Origin of the sequence: Streptomyces sp. 8K308, from assembly GCF_004348315.1 — a bacterium.
In the GTDB taxonomy this organism is placed as follows: Bacteria; Actinomycetota; Actinomycetes; order Streptomycetales; family Streptomycetaceae; genus Streptomyces.
Window position 1 is genome coordinate 1 of record NZ_SMKC01000122.1, and the last position, 17,757, is coordinate 17,757.

At 71.9% G+C, this 17,757-nt stretch carries 19 protein-coding genes and 3 pseudogenes; 12 read left to right on the forward strand and 10 right to left on the reverse strand.

Annotated features, from left to right (window positions below; genetic code table 11):
* Nucleotides 1-61 precede the first annotated feature (61 nt).
* A complete protein-coding gene (locus tag E1265_RS18075; protein ID WP_132931346.1) occupies nucleotides 62-934 on the reverse strand; it encodes a universal stress protein in 873 nt (290 codons plus the stop codon).
* Between the two features lie 161 nt (nucleotides 935-1,095).
* Between E1265_RS18075 and E1265_RS18080 the strand changes: the two genes are divergently transcribed.
* Nucleotides 1,096-2,508, forward strand: a complete 1,413-nt coding sequence (locus E1265_RS18080; protein ID WP_132931347.1) for an endo-1,4-beta-xylanase — start codon at nucleotides 1,096-1,098, stop codon at nucleotides 2,506-2,508.
* A 2-nt stretch (nucleotides 2,509-2,510) separates the two neighbouring features.
* Here the strand turns inward: E1265_RS18080 and E1265_RS18085 are convergent, their stop codons facing one another.
* Nucleotides 2,511-2,849, reverse strand: coding sequence for a nitrite reductase (NAD(P)H) small subunit (locus E1265_RS18085; RefSeq protein WP_132931348.1), 339 nt, complete (start codon nucleotides 2,847-2,849; stop codon nucleotides 2,511-2,513).
* A gap of 310 nt (nucleotides 2,850-3,159) precedes the next feature.
* Entirely contained in the window at nucleotides 3,160-5,757 is a 2,598-nt protein-coding gene (gene nirB / locus E1265_RS18090) for a nitrite reductase large subunit NirB (RefSeq protein ID WP_132931349.1), read from the reverse strand.
* A 239-nt stretch (nucleotides 5,758-5,996) separates the two neighbouring features.
* Here nirB and E1265_RS18095 point away from each other — a divergent pair, with 239 nt between their 5' ends.
* From E1265_RS18095 to E1265_RS18105, 3 genes are all read left to right on the forward strand, one after another.
* On the forward strand, nucleotides 5,997-6,530 hold the full coding sequence (locus E1265_RS18095; protein ID WP_132931350.1) for a GNAT family N-acetyltransferase: 534 nt from the start codon (nucleotides 5,997-5,999) through the stop codon (nucleotides 6,528-6,530).
* A gap of 72 nt (nucleotides 6,531-6,602) precedes the next feature.
* Nucleotides 6,603-7,463 (forward strand): hypothetical protein, encoded by an 861-nt coding sequence (locus tag E1265_RS37100; protein ID WP_165953783.1) that lies wholly within the window; start codon nucleotides 6,603-6,605, stop codon nucleotides 7,461-7,463.
* Nucleotides 7,464-7,474: 11 nt separating this feature from the next.
* The gene (locus E1265_RS18105; RefSeq protein WP_132931351.1) at nucleotides 7,475-8,116 is read left to right on the forward strand and encodes a class I SAM-dependent methyltransferase; all 642 of its coding nucleotides are present in this window, start codon (nucleotides 7,475-7,477) and stop codon (nucleotides 8,114-8,116) included.
* Nucleotides 8,117-8,270: 154 nt separating this feature from the next.
* Here E1265_RS18105 and E1265_RS18110 read toward each other — a convergent pair whose 3' ends face one another.
* A complete protein-coding gene (locus tag E1265_RS18110) occupies nucleotides 8,271-9,671 on the reverse strand; it encodes an MFS transporter (protein ID WP_243740906.1) in 1,401 nt (466 codons plus the stop codon).
* A 63-nt stretch (nucleotides 9,672-9,734) separates the two neighbouring features.
* Here E1265_RS18110 and E1265_RS18115 point away from each other — a divergent pair, with 63 nt between their 5' ends.
* Nucleotides 9,735-10,346, forward strand: a complete 612-nt coding sequence (locus E1265_RS18115; protein WP_132931353.1) for a TetR/AcrR family transcriptional regulator — start codon at nucleotides 9,735-9,737, stop codon at nucleotides 10,344-10,346.
* Nucleotides 10,347-10,406: 60 nt separating this feature from the next.
* Nucleotides 10,407-11,213 (forward strand): NmrA family NAD(P)-binding protein, encoded by an 807-nt coding sequence (locus tag E1265_RS18120; protein WP_132931354.1) that lies wholly within the window; start codon nucleotides 10,407-10,409, stop codon nucleotides 11,211-11,213.
* 161 nt (nucleotides 11,214-11,374) lie between these two features.
* On the opposite strand, the pseudogene E1265_RS18125 reads toward E1265_RS18120, so the two are convergent.
* The 5 genes and pseudogenes from E1265_RS18125 to E1265_RS18140 all read right to left on the reverse strand — a co-directional run.
* Nucleotides 11,375-12,133: pseudogene (locus tag E1265_RS18125) on the reverse strand (ATP/GTP-binding protein); the annotation flags it as partial.
* Nucleotides 12,134-12,243: 110 nt separating this feature from the next.
* On the reverse strand, nucleotides 12,244-12,513 hold the full coding sequence (locus tag E1265_RS38105) for a hypothetical protein (protein ID WP_207931123.1): 270 nt from the start codon (nucleotides 12,511-12,513) through the stop codon (nucleotides 12,244-12,246).
* Nucleotides 12,510-12,668 (reverse strand): hypothetical protein, encoded by a 159-nt coding sequence (locus tag E1265_RS38110; protein ID WP_207931124.1) that lies wholly within the window; start codon nucleotides 12,666-12,668, stop codon nucleotides 12,510-12,512. Before E1265_RS38110 ends, E1265_RS38105 begins: the two co-directional genes overlap by 4 nt.
* A gap of 127 nt (nucleotides 12,669-12,795) precedes the next feature.
* Entirely contained in the window at nucleotides 12,796-12,990 is a 195-nt protein-coding gene (locus tag E1265_RS18135) for a DUF397 domain-containing protein (RefSeq protein ID WP_132931355.1), read from the reverse strand.
* Between the two features lie 4 nt (nucleotides 12,991-12,994).
* A complete protein-coding gene (locus tag E1265_RS18140; protein WP_132931356.1) occupies nucleotides 12,995-13,843 on the reverse strand; it encodes a helix-turn-helix transcriptional regulator in 849 nt (282 codons plus the stop codon).
* 113 nt (nucleotides 13,844-13,956) lie between these two features.
* Here E1265_RS18140 and E1265_RS18145 point away from each other — a divergent pair, with 113 nt between their 5' ends.
* From E1265_RS18145 to E1265_RS18170, 6 genes and pseudogenes are all read left to right on the forward strand, one after another.
* Nucleotides 13,957-14,400: an ATP-binding protein gene (locus E1265_RS18145; RefSeq protein WP_132931357.1), complete on the forward strand. Its 444-nt coding sequence runs from the start codon at nucleotides 13,957-13,959 to the stop codon at nucleotides 14,398-14,400.
* 67 nt (nucleotides 14,401-14,467) lie between these two features.
* Nucleotides 14,468-14,679: pseudogene (locus E1265_RS18150) on the forward strand (hypothetical protein).
* Nucleotides 14,672-15,199, forward strand: coding sequence for a DUF6879 family protein (locus E1265_RS18155; protein ID WP_132931358.1), 528 nt, complete (start codon nucleotides 14,672-14,674; stop codon nucleotides 15,197-15,199). Before E1265_RS18150 ends, E1265_RS18155 begins: the two are co-directional and overlap by 8 nt.
* 30 nt (nucleotides 15,200-15,229) lie before the next feature.
* A pseudogene (locus tag E1265_RS18160) lies at nucleotides 15,230-16,086 on the forward strand (helix-turn-helix transcriptional regulator).
* 95 nt (nucleotides 16,087-16,181) lie between these two features.
* Complete coding sequence (locus tag E1265_RS18165; protein WP_132931359.1) at nucleotides 16,182-16,415, forward strand: DUF397 domain-containing protein; 234 nt, start codon at nucleotides 16,182-16,184, stop codon at nucleotides 16,413-16,415.
* Nucleotides 16,412-16,867 carry a hypothetical protein gene (locus E1265_RS18170; RefSeq protein ID WP_132931360.1) on the forward strand — a complete coding sequence of 152 codons (456 nt, stop codon included), beginning with the start codon at nucleotides 16,412-16,414 and terminating at the stop codon, nucleotides 16,865-16,867. Before E1265_RS18165 ends, E1265_RS18170 begins: the two co-directional genes overlap by 4 nt.
* Here the strand turns inward: E1265_RS18170 and E1265_RS37105 are convergent.
* On the reverse strand, nucleotides 16,816-17,757 hold a 942-nt coding region (locus E1265_RS37105), incomplete at its 5' end, for a hypothetical protein (RefSeq protein WP_165953784.1). The two genes, E1265_RS18170 and E1265_RS37105, sit on opposite strands and share 52 nt — an antisense overlap.

The window sequence follows — 17,757 nt, forward strand, 5'->3', positions numbered from 1 at the left end:
GGTGGGGGAACTCCGCCCGGGCGCGGACCGACCCGCCGGTACCCGGCGCGGAGCGCCGGGCCTAGCCGTATGGGACGACCGCCACCGGGCAGGCGGCGTGGTGGAGCGCCGCGTGGGCCACGCCGCCGATGTGGGGGCTGAGGCGGGGGCGGTGCAGGCGGCGGCCGACGACGACCATGGCGGCGCCGTGGGACGTCGCGGCCAGCAGTTCCTCGGAGGCGTTGCCGAAGCGCAGGCGCTCCGCGACCCGCACCGAGGGATGGCGCTCGCGCCACGGGGCCAGCGCCTCGGACAGCAGCGCGGCCTGCTGGTCCTCCACCGGCTGGTGGCCGCGCTGCTGGAGCATGTCGGGGACGTCCGAGCCGAACATCGACGGCGCGCCCCAGACGTGCACCGCCCGCACCGCGGCGCCGCGCACGGCCGCCGAGGTGAAGGCGAAGTCGAGGAGCCGGCCCGAGTCGGGCCCGAGGTCACGCAGGCCCACGACGACCTCGTCGCCCTCGGTGGTCCTGCGGGCCTCGGTGGCCCGCACCGAGACCACGGGGCAGGCGGCGTGCGCGATGACCGGCTGGCTCACCGAGCCCAGCAGGAAGCCGATGACCGCGCCGTGCCCGCGGGAGCCGAGGACCAGCAGCTCGGCCTCGGAGGACTCGCTGACAAGTCCTGACGCGGCCGTGTCGGGCACCAGCCGGGTGGTGACCGACAGCTCGGGGTGGCCGGCCGAGACCTCGGCCGCCGCTTGGTCGAGCAGCCGTCTCGCCACGGTCTCGTCCGGCGGCGTCGGCACGAACAGCGTCTCCTCCATCCAGGCGTGCGCCAGGCGCAGCGGCAGGCCGCGCCTGGTCGCCTCGCGGGCGGCCCACTCCAGGGCGGCCTGGCTCTCCGCGCTGCCGTCGATGCCGACCGCGACGGGCCGGGTGCTGGGGACGTTCATGGCTCATCCTCGGGAAGCGGTCTGTCTCCACTCTCGCGCCGATCCCCGCGGTCTGCGACCGCAGGGCCACCACACCCCCGGGGTTATTGACGCGTGCGCGGCAAACCGCTTAGAAAGGAGGACGTCAGCCTGCGGGGGCTCGACCGAGAGGGACGCCCTCGATGTTCCATCGTTTACGCGGCGCCGCGCTGGCCGCCGTCGCCGCGCTGGCCGCCGTCGCGCTGCTCGTGCCGACCGGCGCCGCGAACGCCGCCGACGCCCCCCGGGCCGCGGCAGACCCAGGCGTCGCCGCCCCGCCGCTGCGGGACCTGGCCGCCGAGAGCGGCCGGTTCTTCGGCCTCGGCATCAGCGGCCCGATGCTGAACGAGCCGAACTACACCGCCATCGCCTCCACCGAGTTCTCCAGCGTCACCCCCGGCAACGAGATGAAGTGGGGCTCCGTGGAACCCACCCGCGGCAACCACGACTGGACCGGCGCCGACCGGATCGTCGACTTCGCCGAGAGCCACGACCAGGAGGTGCACGGCCACACCCTCGTCTGGCACAGCCAACTCCCGAACTGGGTCGCGGGCGGCGACTTCGCCGACGGCGAGCTGCGCCAGGTCATGACCGACCACGTCACCACCCAGGTCGGCCGCTACGCCGGCCGGATCGCCCGCTGGGACGTGGTCAACGAGCCGCTGAACGAGGACGGCACCCTGCGCGACACCGTCTTCCTGCGCGAGATCGGCCCCGGCTACATCGCCGACGCGCTGCGCGCCGCCCGCGCCGCCGACCCGGACGCCAAGCTGTACATCAACGACTACAACACCGACGGCGTCGGCGCGAAGAGCGACGGCATGTACGAGCTGGTGCGCTCGCTGCTCGAACAGGGCGTGCCGCTGGACGGTGTCGGGTTCCAGTCCCACCTGATCCTCGGGCAGGTGCCCGCCACCATGCGAGCCAACCTGCAGCGCTTCGCCGACCTGGGCCTTGAGGTGGCGGTGACCGAGCTCGACGTGCGGATGCAACTGCCCGCCGACGCCGCCAAGTTGCAGCAGCAGGCCGCCGACTACGGCGCGGTGGTCGGCGCCTGCGTGGCCGTGGCGCGCTGCACCGGCGTCACCATCTGGGGCTTCACCGACGCCGACTCCTGGATCCCGCCGACCTTCCCGGGCCAGGGCGCCGCACTGCCCTGGGACGAGAACTACCAGCCCAAGCCCGCCTACCACGCCATCGTCGAGGCGCTGGGCGGCGACCCGGCGCCCGAACCCGAGCCGGGCGCCTGCGTCGCCGACTACCGGGTCACCAACCGGTGGAACGCCGGTTCCACGGTCGACGTCCGGGTCACCACGACGCGGCCGATCGCCGGTTGGAGCGTCACCTTCGCGCTGCCGGTCGGCGAGTCCGTGGTCAGCTCGTGGAACACCTCGCTGACCCAGGACGGCACCACCGTCACGGCCCGCAACGCCGCCTGGAACGGCACCGTGGGCGCCGGCGGCACGCTGGGCTTCGGCTTCCAGACCGACAGCGGCGCCGTCTACGGCGCGCCCGTGCTGGCGCTCAACGGCACCACCTGCACGGGCGCCGCGTAGCGTCAGCGGCTGCGCGTGGCGTAGACCGGGACGCTTCGTTCCGGGTCAGGGTCGTCGATGCACCGGCCGGTCGTCAGGTCGAACCGCTGCTTGAGCAGCGGCGAGGCCACGAACGGCCGGCCGGAGCCGCCGCGCGATCCGACGAGACCGCGGGAGAGCACGTGGGCGCCGCTGAACGGGTCCCGGTTGCCGATGGCGTAGGTCCTGCCGTGCCGGTCGAGGAAGAGCGCGGCCTGCTGCCCGTCGGGCAGCAGCACGGCCACGCCACGTCCCGGAACCAGTTCGCCGAGCCCGCAGACCGGCAGCCAACCGCCGTCCGGGGACTGGATCTCCACCTTCACCGGGTTCCTCCGAGGATGCCCCGGCCTTCAGGCCGGGAGGGAATCGGGCTCCTGCGGAGCAGGGCGAGAAACGGGGTTTCGCCGCCAGGGCGAAAGACCGTCCGCAGGAGCGGGTAAGCTGCGAGCCGTGCGTTGCGATAACCAAGCGCGTACACCGTGCCGGTCGAGAGCCAAGACGGCACACCCGAGCTTCGCTCAGCAAACCGGGCAGGTTCCGTCCCGGCTGGTGTTGAGGGAGTAAGACCTTGCGGGTCGCTGGCCTGTGGGGCTTCCTGAGCCAGGAATCCCCCTGCTTCAGTTGGGGGAGGGTTCAATTGGACGAACTCCCTTCGAGCGTGCGGATCGGCAGGGTCGGCCCGGCGAGCAGCGTCAGGTCGGGCTTGTGCTGCTCGCGCTCGGGCACGAAGGCCACGGTCGGGTCGGGCGCGCCGGGCGCGTTGACGAAGGAGACGAAGCGCCGCAGCTTCTCCGGGTCGTTGATGGTCTCGGCCCACTCGTCGCGGTAGTTGGCGACGTGCGCGGCCATCATGGCCTCCAACTCGTCGCAGATTCCGAGCGAGTCGTGGACGACGACGTCGCGCACGTGCTCCAGGCCGCCCTCGATGCGCTCCAGCCAGGTCGAGGTCCGCTCCAGACGGTCGGCGGTGCGGATGTAGAACATCAGGAACCGGTCGATGAGGCGCACCAGTTCGGCGTCCGACAGGTCCTGCGCGAGCAGGTCCGCGTGGCGCGGGGTGGCGCCGCCGTTACCGCCGACGTAGAGGTTCCAGCCGTTGGCGGTGGCGATGACGCCGAAGTCCTTGCCCATGGCCTCGGCGCACTCGCGGGCGCAGCCGGAGACGGCCGACTTCAGCTTGTGCGGCGAGCGCAGGCCCCGGTAGCGCAGCTCCAGGTCGACCGCCATCCGCACGCTGTCCTGCACGCCGTAGCGGCACCAGGTCGAGCCCACGCAGGACTTCACGGTGCGCAGCGCCTTGCCGTAGGCGTGCCCGGACTCGAAGCCGGCCTCCACCAACCTGGCCCAGATCATCGGCAGTTGGTCGACGCGGGCGCCGAACATGTCGATCCGCTGGCCGCCGGTGATCTTGGTGTAGAGGTTGAAGTCCCGCGCCACCTCGCCGATCACGATCAGCTTCTCCGGCGAGATCTCCCCGCCCGGCACGCGCGGCACGATCGAGTACGACCCGTTCTTCTGCATGTTGGCGAGGAAGTGGTCGTTGGTGTCCTGGAGCGCGGCCTGCTCGCCGTCGAGCACGTAGCCGTTGGCGCCGATGGTGGGTGCCAGCGAGGCGATGATCGAGCCCACCGCGGGCTTGCAGATCTCGCAGCCCTCGCCGCCGCGCGCCTCCGCGCGGCCGTGCGCGTCGAGCAGCTCCTGGAAGCCGGTGATCCGCAGGGTGCGGACTATCTCGTACAGCTCCTGGCGGGTGTGCGAGAAGCAGCCGCACAGGCCGGTGTCCACGGCGACGCCGTTCGCCGCCAGCTCGTCGTTGACCAGCTGGCCGAGCACCCGCAGGCAACTCCCGCAGTCGGTACCGGCCTTGGTGCACTTCTTCACCTCGGGCACGCTCGTCGCGCCGCCCTCGGAGACCGCGGCCCTGATGGCGCCCTTGCTCACGCTGTTGCAGTTGCAGATCGTCGCGTCGTCGGGCAGCGCGGACGGGCCGAGCCCGGTGGGCGGCGCGAGCCCCGCCGGCAGCACCAGCTGCTCGGGCGGCGCCGGCGGCACCGAGCCGGTCAGCGCCCGCAGCAGCCCGTAGGAGTCGGCGTCGCCGACCAGCACGCCGCCGAGCAGCGCGCCGTCGGACCCGACCACCAGCTTCTTGTAGACGCCGGCCCGCGCGTCCGAGTAGACCACGTCGAGGCAGCCCGCCGCCTTGCCGTGCGCGTCACCGAAGGAGGCCACGTCGACGCCGAGCAGCTTGAGCTTGGTCGAGGTGTCGGCCGAGGTGAACGCGGCGTCCGTGCGACCGTCGTTCGCGATCGCGTCGGCGGCGGTGGCGGCCATCTCGTAGCCGGGCGCCACCAGGCCGTACACCATGCCGTCGACCGTCCTGGCGCACTCGCCGATCGCGTACACCGCCGGGTCGGTCTCCGTGCGGCAGCGCTCGTCGACGACCACGCCGCCGCGCTCGCCGACCGCGAGACCGGCCGCCCTGGCCAGCGTGTCCTGCGGCCGGACGCCGGCCGAGAACACCACCAGGTCGGCCTCGACGGTCGAGCCGTCGGACAGCACCATGCCGGTGACCGCGCCAGAACCGTCGGCGGTGATCTCCTGCCCGGCCACGCCGGTGTGCACGATCAGGCCCATCTCCTCGACGGTCCTGCGCAGCGCCCGGCCGCCGCCCTCGTCGACCTGGATCGCCATCAGCCGGTCGTTGAACTCGACGACGTGCGTCTCAAGTCCGAGCCCGCGCAGCGCCCCGGCCGCCTCCAGGCCGAGCAGGCCGCCGCCGACGACCACGCCGGTGCGGGCGCCGCCCTGCGCGTGCGCCGTGATGGCCTGCACGTCCTCGATGGTCCGGTAGACGAAGCAGCCGGTGGCGTCCCGGCCGGGGACCGGCGGCACGAAGGGGTACGAGCCGGTGGCGAGCACGAGCGTGTCGTAGGCGACGACGCGCCCGGTGGCCGTGGTCACGGTCCGCGCCTCGCGGTCGATGGCCGCGACGGGGTCGCCGAGGTGGGTCTCGATGCCGTGCTGCGCCAGGAACCCCTCGGGGACCATGGACAGTTCTTCCGGGGTGGTGCCGGTGAAGCAGGAGGTGAGGTGGACCCGGTCGTAAGCGGGACGCGGCTCCTCGCCCAGCACCACGATGCGGGCACGGTCGGGCACGCCGCGGTCGGCCAGCTCCTCGAGGAAGCGCTGGCCCACCATGCCGTGGCCGATCAGGACGATGGTCTGGGTCATCACGTGTTCGAGAGTGCGACGGCGCTGTTACCCGGCCGCATCACCTCCGTTTCCCTCGGGCAACGCTGACCTCAGCGGGCGGCCCCCCGGGGTGTGAGGGCGCGTGCGGATCGCTTAACATCCGCGCAGCACGGCCTTATCCGCCGCTTAACGTCCTGTGCGCGACTGCACGTTCATCCCGTGATCGGGTAATCATGCGAGCGGCGCGAAAAGGCCCGACTGCTGCGAGGATGACGCGTATGACCGAGGTGCGCACCGCCCACACCGCCGACCTGGACCCCACCGCACTCACCGCCGCGCGCGCCCTCCTCGACGAGGCGTTCGGCGCCGACTTCACAGAGCACGACTGGGAGCACTCGCTGGGCGGCATGCACGCCATGCTCTGGGACGGCGACGAGCTCATCGGCCACGCCTCCGTCGTCCAACGCCGCCTGCTGCTCGCCGGGCGCGCCCTCCGCACCGGCTACGTCGAGGCCGTCGCCGTCGCCGCCGCCCACCGCCGCGACGGCCACGGCGCCCGCCTGATGACCGAGGTCGAGCGCGTCATCCACGGCGCGTACGACCTCGGCGCGCTCTCCGCCTCGGACGAGGCCCACGACTTCTACGCCACCCGTGGCTGGCGCCGCTGGCGCGGCCCCACCTTCGCCGTCACGCCGCTGGGCATTGCCCGCACCGAGGAGGAGGACGGCGGCGTCTACGTCTTCCCCGTCACCGTCACCCCCGACCTGTCAGGCGAGATCACCTGCGACTGGCGCGACGGCGACGTGTGGTGACGACCGCGGCCGGGGGAGGCCGCGCGTTCGGGCCCGGGACCCCTGCCGGGCCCGCGCCCATACTGTCGGATCATGAGACGTGTGCGGGGGCGTGCCATCGCGGAGGGCGCCGCGCGGCGCGGATGGATCGGCAACGGCGTCGGGCTCGGCCTGGCCGCGGGGGCCTGCGTCGGCATCACGCTCCACGCCCCCGGCGCCTTTCCGATCGTCCTGGCCGGCGCCCTCCTACTGCTCGCCGGCCGGGCCTGCTGGGTGTACCGGCTGCCGCCCTTCCGGCCGGCACGCCCCGGCGGGCGTCTTGACCTGCTCCGGTGGCGGGCGCGGCGCGCCCTCCGGCCGCTCGCCGTCACCACGGTCGTCCTCGGCCTGGCGGCCGGGGGACTGATGCTGATCCCGGCCGTCAACGACGCCGTCCTCGGCGACCGGCCGCGTGACCTGCTCGACTTCGCCCGCATGTGCGAGGACGGCGGCCACGGCGATCCGTTCCCGCGGGCCGCCGCCTACGAGCCGGCCCAGGGCGATGGCCCGCCGCCGTGGGTGGTCATCGAGGACGACTGGGACGCGTGGGCCTCAACCGGCGGAAGCAACCCCGATCTGGAGGACGAACCCGCCCCGGACGAGGTGCAGTTGGTGGCGTGCAGCGAGGTGGTCGGGAGCGTGCCCGACACGCGGATCTCCTGCGGCTACACCGAGGGACCGCTCGGTCTCGGGCCGGCCACCGAGACGGTCGAGTTCTCCCAGGGCCGCTACCGCGTCACCGTCATCGAGGCACGCACCGGCGCCGTGGTCGGCGACGGCTCGTTGGACGGCGACGAGGACGTGGAGTGCGCCGAGGCGGTCTGGGGCGAGAACCCGGGCCCCGAGTACACCGTGCCCGACGGCGAACAGTACGCGGACCTCCTCGCCGAGGTGGCTGTCAGTGCCTCCCGCTAGGGTCCTCCCCCGTGACCGAACCTTCCTCCCACCTCCGCGCGACGGCGGACGCCTATGACGCCATCGCCACCCTGTACCTGGAGCTTACCCGCGACCACCTCGACGACCTGCCGCTCGACCGCTCGGTGCTCGCCGCGTTCGCCGAGCACGTGAGGACCGCGGGCCCCGGCCCCGTCGCCGAGTTGGGCTGCGGCCCCGGCTATCTGACCGCGCACCTGCGGGACCTGGGGCTCGACGTCTTCGGCGTCGACCTGTCGCCCGCGATGATCGACCTGGCCCGCGAGAACTACCCGGGCCTGCGGTTCGAGCTCGGCTCCATGGACGCCCTCGATCTGGCCGGCGGCGCGCTGCGCGGCATCGTGTCCTGGTACTCGCTCATCCACCTGCCGCCGGCCGAAGTGCCCTCGTACCTCGCCGAGTTCCACCGCCTCCTCGCGCCCGGCGGCCACCTGCTGCTCGGCTTCTTCGAGTCGGAGGGCGACCCAGTCACGGAGTTCGACCACAGGGTCACGACCGCCTACCGCTGGCCGCTCGACGACCTCGCGGCGCTGGCCGGCGAGGCCGGCTTCGCCGAGATCGGCCGGATGCTGCGCGAGCCGGGCGCGGAGGAACGGTTCCGCCGGGGGCATCTGCTGATGCGCAGGGGCGAGTAGCCCGGGACGCGCGCCGCCGGGAGGCCCCCCTCCCGGCGGCACGCGGCTGGCTTCGCCGCATGGATGAGCCAACACGCTCCGAGGGGCCGCCCCGGCCCTGGAAACGGCCATCGGGCAGCACCGACCGGGACCGACTCCCGTTATGGATGGCCGTCTACGAGGAGCCGGGCCGCTGAGCGTCCTGCCGGGGCCCCGGCAGGGCGCCGGCCAGCGTGGCCACGGCCACGCACGCTGCGGCGCTCGCGGTGAACACGTGCCGGTAGGCGTCGACCGGTGCTGAGGCGTGGGCGGCGATCGCGGTGAGGGCGGCGAGACCGAGGGCGCCGCCGAGTTGGCGGGTGGTGTTCATCAACCCCGAGGCCGCGCCGGCGTCGCGCGCGTCGACGCCGGAGGTGACCGTCGTGGTGATCGGGGTGATCAGGAGCCCCATCCCGGCCGACATCACGATCGCCGGGCCAAGCAGGCCGTCCAGGTAGCCGCCGGCCGCGTCGAGCCGGCTCTGCCAGAGGAAGCCGGCCGCGGCCACCAGCGCGCTGAGCACGATCAGGACGCGGGCCCCGGTCCACCGCATCACGGCCGGGGCCAGGCGGGCCCCCGCGATGCCGACGAGGGTGTGCGGCAGGAAGCCGACCCCCGTGGCCAGCGCGTCGTACCCCAACTCGTGCTGCATGTAGAGCGACAGGAAGTACCACATGGGCACGAAGCAGCAACCGGCCAGCAGCATCACCGCGTTGCCCGCCCACACCGGCCGCAGCCGCACCAGGCGCGGCGGGATCAACGGCGCAGGCGAGCGCGCCTCGACCACGGCGAACGCGGTCAGCGCCACCACCCCCGCGACCAGCCACGCAAGCGTCGACGAGCCGCCCCAGCCGTGCCGTTCGGCCTGGCTGATGCCGTAGCCAAGCGCGCCCACGCCGGCCGTGGCCAACACCGCCCCCGGCACGTCAAGCCGGGCGGACGCGGCGCGCGGCCGGTCGACCGGCAGCAGCCGGGGCGCGACGGCGAGGGCAACCACCCCGACGGGAACGTTGATCAGCAGGATCCAGCGCCAGGACAGCCCGTCGGTCAGCACGCCGCCGATCAGGTTGCCGGCCGCGCCGCCGGCCGAGCTCACCGCCGTCCACACGGCCAACGCCCGCACCCGGCGCGGGCCTTCGGGGAAGGCGGTGGTCAGCACGGTCAAGGTGGCCGGCGCGAGCAGCGCGCCGCCGAGGCCCTGGAGGACGCGCATCGCGATCAGCGCGCCCGGGCTGGTGGCGAGACCGCCGCCGAGGCTGGTGAGGGAGAACAGGGCGAGGCCGAGCACGAGGATCCGGCGCTGCCCGTACAGGTCGGCCAGCCGCCCGCCGAGCAACAGGAACCCGGCGAAGGCCAGGGCGTAGCCGCCGACGACCCACGGCAGCCCGGCGGCGTCGAAGCCGAGGCCGGCCTGGATGGCCGGCAGGGCCACGTTCACCACCGAGACGTCGAGCACCACCATGAACTGCGCCGCGCACGCCAGCCACAGCACGGCCGGCGTCGCGGCGGCCCCGACCTCGCTCTGCTGATCCGCCACGGTTTGATCGTACAGCGGTACCATGAAAACGTCGGAACCGGAGAGCGAGAGGGACGGCAACGCATGCCGAAGCGGGTGGACCACGCCGAGCGCCGCGCGCACATCATCGACGCACTGGTCAGGGTCGCCGCCCGGGACGGCCTGCACGCGGTGACGATGCGGGGCGTCGCGGCGGAGGCCGGCATGTCGCTCAACCTGGTGCAGTACTACTTCGACACCAAGGCCGGGCTGCTGCACGCGGCGTTGGAGCGCCTTGAGGAGTTGAGCCACCGGCGGTGGTCCGCCCGCCTGGCCGCGCTGCCGCAACCGCCCACGGCGCGCGCCTTCGTCGAGGCGTTCCTGGCCGAGGCCCTGCCGAGCGACGAGGCGAGCCGCGCCTTCCACCTGGTGTGGACGTCCTACGCGGTGCTCGCCATGACGGACGCCGAACTGGCGGCCCAGCCCTTCGTCGCGGGCCCGAACCGGCTGGAGCGGCAGCTGGCCGACGCGCTGGAGCGGGCGCGACGCGGCGGCGCGCTCGCGCCCGACCGCGACCCCGCCACCGAGGCGGCGCGCCTGCTCGGCCTCAGCCACGGCCTCGGCACCGGCGTCCTGGTCGGCCAGCGCACCCCCGAGGCGGCCACGGCGATCCTCCGCGCCCACCTCGCCGAACTCTTCGCGGCGTCGGCCACGTGACACACTTGACCTCAAGATTGGTTGAGCTTCTAGCGTCGTCCACGACGAGAGGAGTTCACCGTGACGACACTGGTGACGGGCGCCACCGGAAACACCGGCCGGCACGTCGTGGCGGAACTGGTCCGCGGTGGGGAGCGCGTCCGGGCACTGACCCGGAACCCGGCGGCGGCCGAGGCCACGTTCCCGGCCGAGGTCGACCTCGTGGCCGGCACCCACACCGCGCCCGAGACGCTGGACGCCGCCCTCGGCGGCGTCGACCGGCTGCACATCACCGTCACCGCCGGACTCGCCGCCGTCGGCCCCGAGCTGGTCCGCCGGGCGGTCGACGCCGGCGTGCGGCGCATCACCGTGCTGTGGGGCGGCTACGTGGGCCCGGTCGAGCAGGCCGTGGCCGACTCGGGCGCGGCGTGGACGCGCCTGGAGGCGCAGGAGTTCATGAGCAACACGCTGACCTGGGCCGATTCCATCCGCGCCGAGGGCGTCGTGCGCGAGCCGTACGACCACCCGAGCGCGCTCGTCCACGAGGCCGACATCGGCGCCGTGGCGGCCACCGCGCTCCTCGACGACGGCCACGCGGGCAACGCCTACAACCTCACGGGCCCCGAGTCGCTGACCACGAGTGAACGCGTCGCGCTCCTGTCCCGCGCCCTCGGCCGCGACATCGACTTCGTCCGGATCACCCACGAACAGGCCGTCGACCGGCTGATGTCCACCGGCGTGTCCCGGGCGGACGCCGAGTACGTCGTCGGCTGGTACGCCGAGCCACCCGCCGAGGCCACGACCGTCGCCGACACCGTCGAGCGCGTGACCGGCCGCCCCGCCCGCACGTTCGCCCAGTGGGTGGCGGAGCACGCGGACCGCTTCTAGCCGCCGTCGCGGGGGCGCCCGTGGTTGTCGTACTCAGCCAGACGCTCGGTCGCGAAGACCGTCCACGGGTGAGTGGGGCCCAGGCTCCGCCGTCGGCCGTCGACCACCTGCCGCATGTGCTCGGCGACGGCTGGGTGTTGGCCCAGGGTCGCGAGGACGGCCAGCGCCTGGAGGGACAACTCCCAGGTGGAGCTGACCAGGTGACGGGAGTCGCCCCCCGGATCCGCGCCCTGGTCGATGAGGTGGATGGGGTCGGTGTCGAGGTTGCGGCCGTAGTTGGCCAGAGTCCAGCGTTCGATCACCTGGTGGGCCAGGAACCCGCCGGCCAGCGTCAACGCCAGCGGCAGGCGTCCCAGCCGGTCGGCGACCTCGGCCGCCTCCTCCTCGGTGCCGGCCTCGGGGGCCAGATAGCGCAGCACCTGTGCCGCGTCCTCCCGTGGCAGTACACCGATGTGCAACCGCTCCGCGCCCGGCCACCAGTGCGCCGCCGCCTGCCGCGTCGTCACCAGGACGGTGCCGGTCGCGCTGGTGCGCAGCCAGCCGCCGTCCCGCAGCACCGCCGGGTCGTCCGCGTTGTCCAACACCAGCAGCCATGGCTTTCGGAACGGTCGAGGTAGTCCCAGACCAGGTCGGCGGCCGGGCGTAACCCGTCGCGCGCGGCCGTCAGTTCGCCGTCGCTCGCGCCCGGTCGGCGGCCACCGCCAGCATCCCGGCCCGCAGCGACGCCGTGTCGGAGGCGTTGGCCCACAGGCCGACCCGGCCACCGGCGCCCGCCCCACCGCCGGCCACCGCACCGAATCAGGCCCAGCCACATGCTCAAAGCCGACATGGTGATGGTGGTGCTCGGTGATGTGCTGGTCACCGCCCGCCTGGTACACCCGACCCTCGCCGTCCGCCCGGCCGTCGTTGCGCAAGCTCACGACCTCGGCCCCCTTTCACCGAAGTCCTACCAACCAACGGCACCCGCCACACCGGCGTCGCTCCGGGGCCGCAGTCGTCCAGGTGCCGGTGCGCGTGATGCCGCATGTCCTCAGGTGGTGAACTCCTGGTGTATCGCCCTGAGCTCGCGGGCCGCGGCCGGGAGATTCCCCGGTTTGGGATCGTCGGCCGCGTTCTCCCAGCGCAGGTACACCTGGTCTGATCGGGTCCAGGCCAGCAGGTCGGCTATCCGCGTGAGCACCGACGGGGCGAAGGGCGGGACCAACTCCTTGTCATCGTCGAGAAGATCGGACAGGCGCAGCCTTCGTCCCGTCGGCAGGACCAGCCAGGCCGCCACCGCGTAGGCCGACTGGGATATCACATGGAAGTCGGGGTCCCGGTCCCCGAGTAGACCAGCGCCATCGTGGTCAGATGCTCGTGAATCGCGTCGGCGTCGACCGGCTCCCCGATGGCTGCCGCGCGCAGTCCCCGCACCGCTTCGGCGTTCGACATCAGCGGCTCGTCGCTGAACTCCATGTGCTCGGCAGCAACGCGATCGAGCAGGGGATCGATCAGTGCACAGAGGCGAGCGACCTGCGCTTCCGCGGTGAGGCTCTCCGCGAAGTCATCCAGGGGCGCGAGCAGTTCGGGTACTCCGTGTGTATCACGTTACATGGCCAGCACGGCCCAGCGCGTCCAGCAGTGCCTGCCACGCCCCGGGCGACGTCCGGACGAGCGGACCGGCCGTCCCAGCCTTGGAGTCACGGACGGCGACGCTTCCGGGTATGTTCGTCGCCGCCTCGACGCAATCGCCATGCTCGTTGCTGTAACTCGACTTGTGAAAAACAAAAGTTGACATGGCTTCACAGTTCGTCGCGGATATCGTTGATGAGTGCGAGCGAGTCCTGAGGACTCAGGGCTCGTCCGGCGATCCTCTCGAACAGTGCGACGTGCTGTACAGCCTCTTTTCCGCCCTCGGCCCAGCGGCCGCTGAACAGCCCGTCGAGGTAGACGATGTCCATGGCCCCGGGCTCGGCGAAGGACAGCACGTTGAAGGCGGAGTCGAGGCCGGGCATGGCGCCCGCGCTGAAAGAGAGAACTCGGAGGCTGACGTGAGGCCGCTCGACGGCGGCTGTCAGGTGGTCGAGCTGCGCGCGCATGATGTTCCGGTCGCCCACCAGATGTCGTAGCGCTGCCTCGTGGAGCACCACCTCAAGCGAGAGCGGCGGAGCCGAGTCCAGTCGTTGCTGGCGAGCGAGCCGTGCCGCGACGAACGCGTCATCGTCCTTCAGCGCGCGTACGTAGTCAGGGGTCTGCAGCAGCCCTGGGATACGGACGAGCTGCCAGCAGCGGATCGCGACCGCGGCGTGTTCGAGGCGCACGTACTCATTCATGTAGCCGAGGCCAGGGAAGTCGTCCCACCATCCCTTGCTCTTGCGCCGCTCGCGATCCAGGCGCGCCAGCTCGAGCAGGCCGCCGACCGTGGCCGGGTCGTGCGCACCGTACAGCTCGCACAGTGCCCGGATGTCCGGGTCGCGCATGGGAACCCAACCGCTCTCCATCTTGGCGATCTTGCCGGTAGAGGCCGTGAGTGCCTTGGCGGCTTGGCCCTGATTCAGGCCCGCCGCTGTTCTGAGTGCGAGCAACTCGCCTCCGAGGCGCCGTCCCAGGACGGTTGAGGCACGGTTGTCCTGCGGCTGCTGCTTCTCCATTGCGATGCAACCCTCTCGGGTGAAATTTTCCCGGATTCACTTTGATCGGCGATCCTTCGCGATTACCTATCGTCGTCAAGCGAACGCGTTGCGCGCCAACTGGAGGTGTGTCCATGGCCGACATCCGGGACGACGAGGGCGTCATCCACGAGCACCGCGCCGACTACCCGGCCTATCCGGCCAGCGTCACCGCCGCTCGGCGGCGGGTGCGGCGGCTGGTGCAGGGGTGGGGGTTGGGCGAACTCGCCCCGGATGTCGAGCTGGTGGTGTCGGAGTTGGTGGCCAACGCCGTGCTGCACGGCTGTCCGGCTGGACGTCTGTTCCGGGTGCGAGTGGTCGTGACCGTCGCTGCCCTGCCGATCGAGGTGGTGGACTCGTGCCCCGAACGGCTGCCGCAGGAGCGGACCGCCGGGGCGGACGACCAGTTCGGGCGTGGGTTGCTGATCGTGGCGCGGCTCACCGACCGGTGGGGCGTGGCCGAGGAGCCGTTCGGCAAGGGCAAGGCGGTGTGGTGTGAGTTCGACCGCCGGCCGCAAGTTGGCGCAAGTTCGTGGTGACGGTAGGTCGTTGACGGCAAGCTGTGCGTGGCGGGTCGAGTGGTCCGCCGGAGAAGGAGTAACAGCGATGGCGCTGCGTAAGCTGGGCAAGGATCCGGAGAGCCCTAACAACGGCTCACCGACCCTCTACCACGATGACGTGCGGGACACCTCCTGATGCAGTCCTGGAAGGTGACGGACGACGAGCGGCTGTCCCAGATGGACATCCCGGAGCGCGAGACCGTGGTCGAGTTCCCTCGGCGGATGCTGCAGTTCTTCCCGGAGGTCAACGGTGGCTGAAGTCCCCTCATTCGAGGAGCTGTTTAACAACTGCCTTCGGTCGGCCGTGCACCTGGAGATGCGCGACTGCTACATGAAGTCGGACCCGAGCTACATCGCCTGGGAGCGTGGGGAGCGGGAGGAAATCCGCGACCTCGACCCGGCCTCCCGGCCCTGGCTCGACCTCATGCGTCGGAGCACGGACAGGGGCATCGAGGTGCGGCGTGCCCGGATCGTGTCCGAGCCGGTGAGCGACTACATCCGGTTCGAGCACTATCTCACCGCCCCCAACGTGGCCGCCGGCGAGAAGGTGCGGTGGCTGCCCCGCCGACGGGCGACGGATCTCGCCCTGCCGGGGAACGACTTCTGGCTGTTCGACGGCGAACTCCTCGTGATCAACCACTTCGATGGCGAAGGGGAGGTGGCGCCGGTCGACGACACCGAGGTGGTGACCGATCTCGGTACGGTGAAGCTCTGCGCCGCGGCCTTTGAAGCGGTGTGGGAGCGAGCCATCCCACACGAGGAGTATCAGCTGACCTGACCAGGCGGCTGTTCACCCCACACTGGTCACGTGTCGTCGTCATCCAGTGTTCAGCAAGCCAAGCAAGCCCTCGGCCAGCGCCTTCGCGAGATCCGGCAAGACGCCGGACTCACGGCGCGGGAGCTGGCCCGTAGGGCCGGTTGGCACGAGTCGAAGTGCTCGCGCCTTGAGCACGGCAGGGCGGTACCGTCCGACGCGGACATCCGCGCCTGGACTGACCACTGCGGTGCCTCGGACCAGGCGGCGGATCTGATCGCCACGGCGCGCGGCATAGAGGGAATGTACGTCGAATGGCGGCGACTAGAGCGGCCCGGCCTGAAGCGCGTCCAAGAGTCCGTTCTGCCGCTGTGGCAGCGAACAAGACGGTATCGGGCGTACTCGTCCTCGCTCATTCCTGGGCCGCTCCAGACCCGCGAATACACCACAGGAGTGCTTGAGTCCATCCGCGACAGGCGAGGGCTACGCGACGACGTGTCGGCAGCCGTTCGGATCCGCATGGACAAGCAGCGGGTGCTTTACGAGGGCGACCGACGCTTCGCCATCGTGCTTGAGGAAAGCGTCCTCAACTACCGCATCGGGAACAGTGAGACGATGGTCGATCAGCTGCGACAACTGCTGCTGGTCATGTCGCTGCCGGCGGTCAGCATCGGGATCATCCCTCAGAGCGCGGAGCGCACGCCACTCTGGCCCGTCGAGGACTTCTGGAGGACTTCTGGATCTTCGACGAGGCGGAGGTCAGCGTCGAGTTGGTCTCCGCGTTTCTCACGGTTACCCAACCCCATGAGATCGCACTCTACGCCCAGACCTTCTCTCAGTTGGCGACTATGGCGGTTTACGGGGAACGAGCGCGTGCGCTCATCAACGCCGCGATTGACACCTGCCGGTAATCAGGCGCAAATTTCCGCACAGACATGGCTGATGTTCTCTCCCATTTTCTACCTTCCTGTCCGTCAGATCCGACGCCGACAGCAAGGCGACAGCCATGGCGTTCACCCCCGACCTCTACCCCCTCGACCTGAGCGGAGCGACGTTCTCGGCCGCCTGTGGCGGCAACCACCCGGACGGGCCGGAGACGTGCCTCACCCTCGCGGCCATCCCCGGCGTGGCCGGGGCCTACGCGCTCGGGGACAGCAAACGGCCGGACGCGGAGCCGCTTCGGTTCACGGCCGAGGAGTTGGCCGCCGCGGGGATCGACGTGGACCGATTCCGCCGGTGAGGCACGTGCACGCGTACGCCTGGTTCGGCCGGCGCGCGGATTTCGACCGCGAGGCCGAGCGCCGGCCGGACCATCCGTCGTTCGCGGCGGTCGAGACGCCGCCGATGCGGGTGGTCGACTGGCTGCGGAAGCCGCCCGGGCTGGTGCGTGGCACGTTCACGGAGCCGGGTGAGGCCGTCGACTGGCTGACCGAGCGCGTTCGGGAGCAGGCGGTCGAGTCCCAACCGCCGTTGGCCGTCCGCCGGGCGTACGCGCTCTCCACCCTCGGCTGGGGCGGCGACGTCTCCTGGGGGTACCACACCGGCGGCACCGGCTTCCTCTCGCTCGCCCTGATCAGCTGCCCGAACCGGGCGGAGCCGGCGCTGCCGTGCCCGGCACCTCCGCCCGACCGTGGTGGGGATCAGTCGCCGAGCAGCGCCCGGCGGGCCTTGCGGGTGCGGCGTGCGCCGTAGGTGGTGCGCAACGCGTCGACGAGCTCGACGCGTTCCTCCGCCGCCTCGTCCAGCGCGCCGAGGGACTCGCAGGCGGTGACGGTCAGCCAGTGGGAGGGTCCGAGGGCCCGGGAGGCGTCGAGGATGACGGCGTGGAGGACGTCCGTCGCCTCGGCCGTCTCGCCGGACTCGGCGGCGTACTCGCCGAGTTGGTAGCGGGCTATGAGCTGGGGCCAGTCGTCGGCCTGATGGTCGTCGTTCAGGCGGGGGACGACGGCCCGCATGATCTCCAGGGCCTCGAACGGTTCGCCGTCACGGGAGAGCGCCCAGGCCAGCTCGGTGCGGAGTTCCACGCCAGTCTGCGTGTCGTCCGCGCCGACGGCCGTGAGGTCGCCGAGGGCGCGGCGCAGCGTGCGGACCGAGACCTGCTCCGGTCGGTAGCCGTGGTGCACCTCGTGCAGTGCGACGCGGGCCCGGTCGCTCCACTGGTGCCCGGCCGACTCCAGTTCGGCCGTGAGCTGCCGGAGTACCCACGTGGCCCGGTCGTCGTCGCCCGTTCGGCGGGTGCAGCTGGTGAGGAGCAGCCGGGCCGTGAGGGTGGTGCGGTCGCGGCGGCCAAGGGCACGTGCGGCGTGGGGAATCAGCTCTTCCAGCAGAGTGAGGGCGTCTTCCGGGTCGTTGGTGGCGACGGACTCGGCCAGGGTCAGGCGGGCGCCGAGCGTCTCACGGGCGTCGGGTCCGTGCAGGTGTTCGACGTCGGGCAGGAGCTCTCGCAGGGCGTCGGCGGCCCGGGCGTCGCGGTCGGTCGGGCGGCGGTTCTCGTCCTGGCGCAGTCGGCGGACGGCGTCGAGGCGGCGGCGGACGCGTTTGGCGTCCGGAACGGGTGCGGTGGCGGGGGCGGTGGCGACAAC

Coding starts and splice junctions, on each gene's coding strand:
- E1265_RS18075 (WP_132931346.1), bottom strand. CDS start 934: ATGAACGTCCCCAGCACCCGGCCCGTCGCGGTCGGCATCGACGGCAGC.
- E1265_RS18080 (WP_132931347.1), top strand. CDS start 1,096: ATGTTCCATCGTTTACGCGGCGCCGCGCTGGCCGCCGTCGCCGCGCTG.
- nirB (WP_132931349.1), bottom strand. CDS start 5,757: ATGACCCAGACCATCGTCCTGATCGGCCACGGCATGGTGGGCCAGCGC.
- E1265_RS18095 (WP_132931350.1), top strand. CDS start 5,997: ATGACCGAGGTGCGCACCGCCCACACCGCCGACCTGGACCCCACCGCA.
- E1265_RS37100 (WP_165953783.1), top strand. CDS start 6,603: ATGAGACGTGTGCGGGGGCGTGCCATCGCGGAGGGCGCCGCGCGGCGC.
- E1265_RS18115 (WP_132931353.1), top strand. CDS start 9,735: ATGCCGAAGCGGGTGGACCACGCCGAGCGCCGCGCGCACATCATCGAC.
- E1265_RS38110 (WP_207931124.1), bottom strand. CDS start 12,668: ATGGAGTTCAGCGACGAGCCGCTGATGTCGAACGCCGAAGCGGTGCGG.
- E1265_RS18135 (WP_132931355.1), bottom strand. CDS start 12,990: ATGTCAACTTTTGTTTTTCACAAGTCGAGTTACAGCAACGAGCATGGC.
- E1265_RS18140 (WP_132931356.1), bottom strand. CDS start 13,843: ATGGAGAAGCAGCAGCCGCAGGACAACCGTGCCTCAACCGTCCTGGGA.
- E1265_RS18145 (WP_132931357.1), top strand. CDS start 13,957: ATGGCCGACATCCGGGACGACGAGGGCGTCATCCACGAGCACCGCGCC.
- E1265_RS18165 (WP_132931359.1), top strand. CDS start 16,182: ATGGCGTTCACCCCCGACCTCTACCCCCTCGACCTGAGCGGAGCGACG.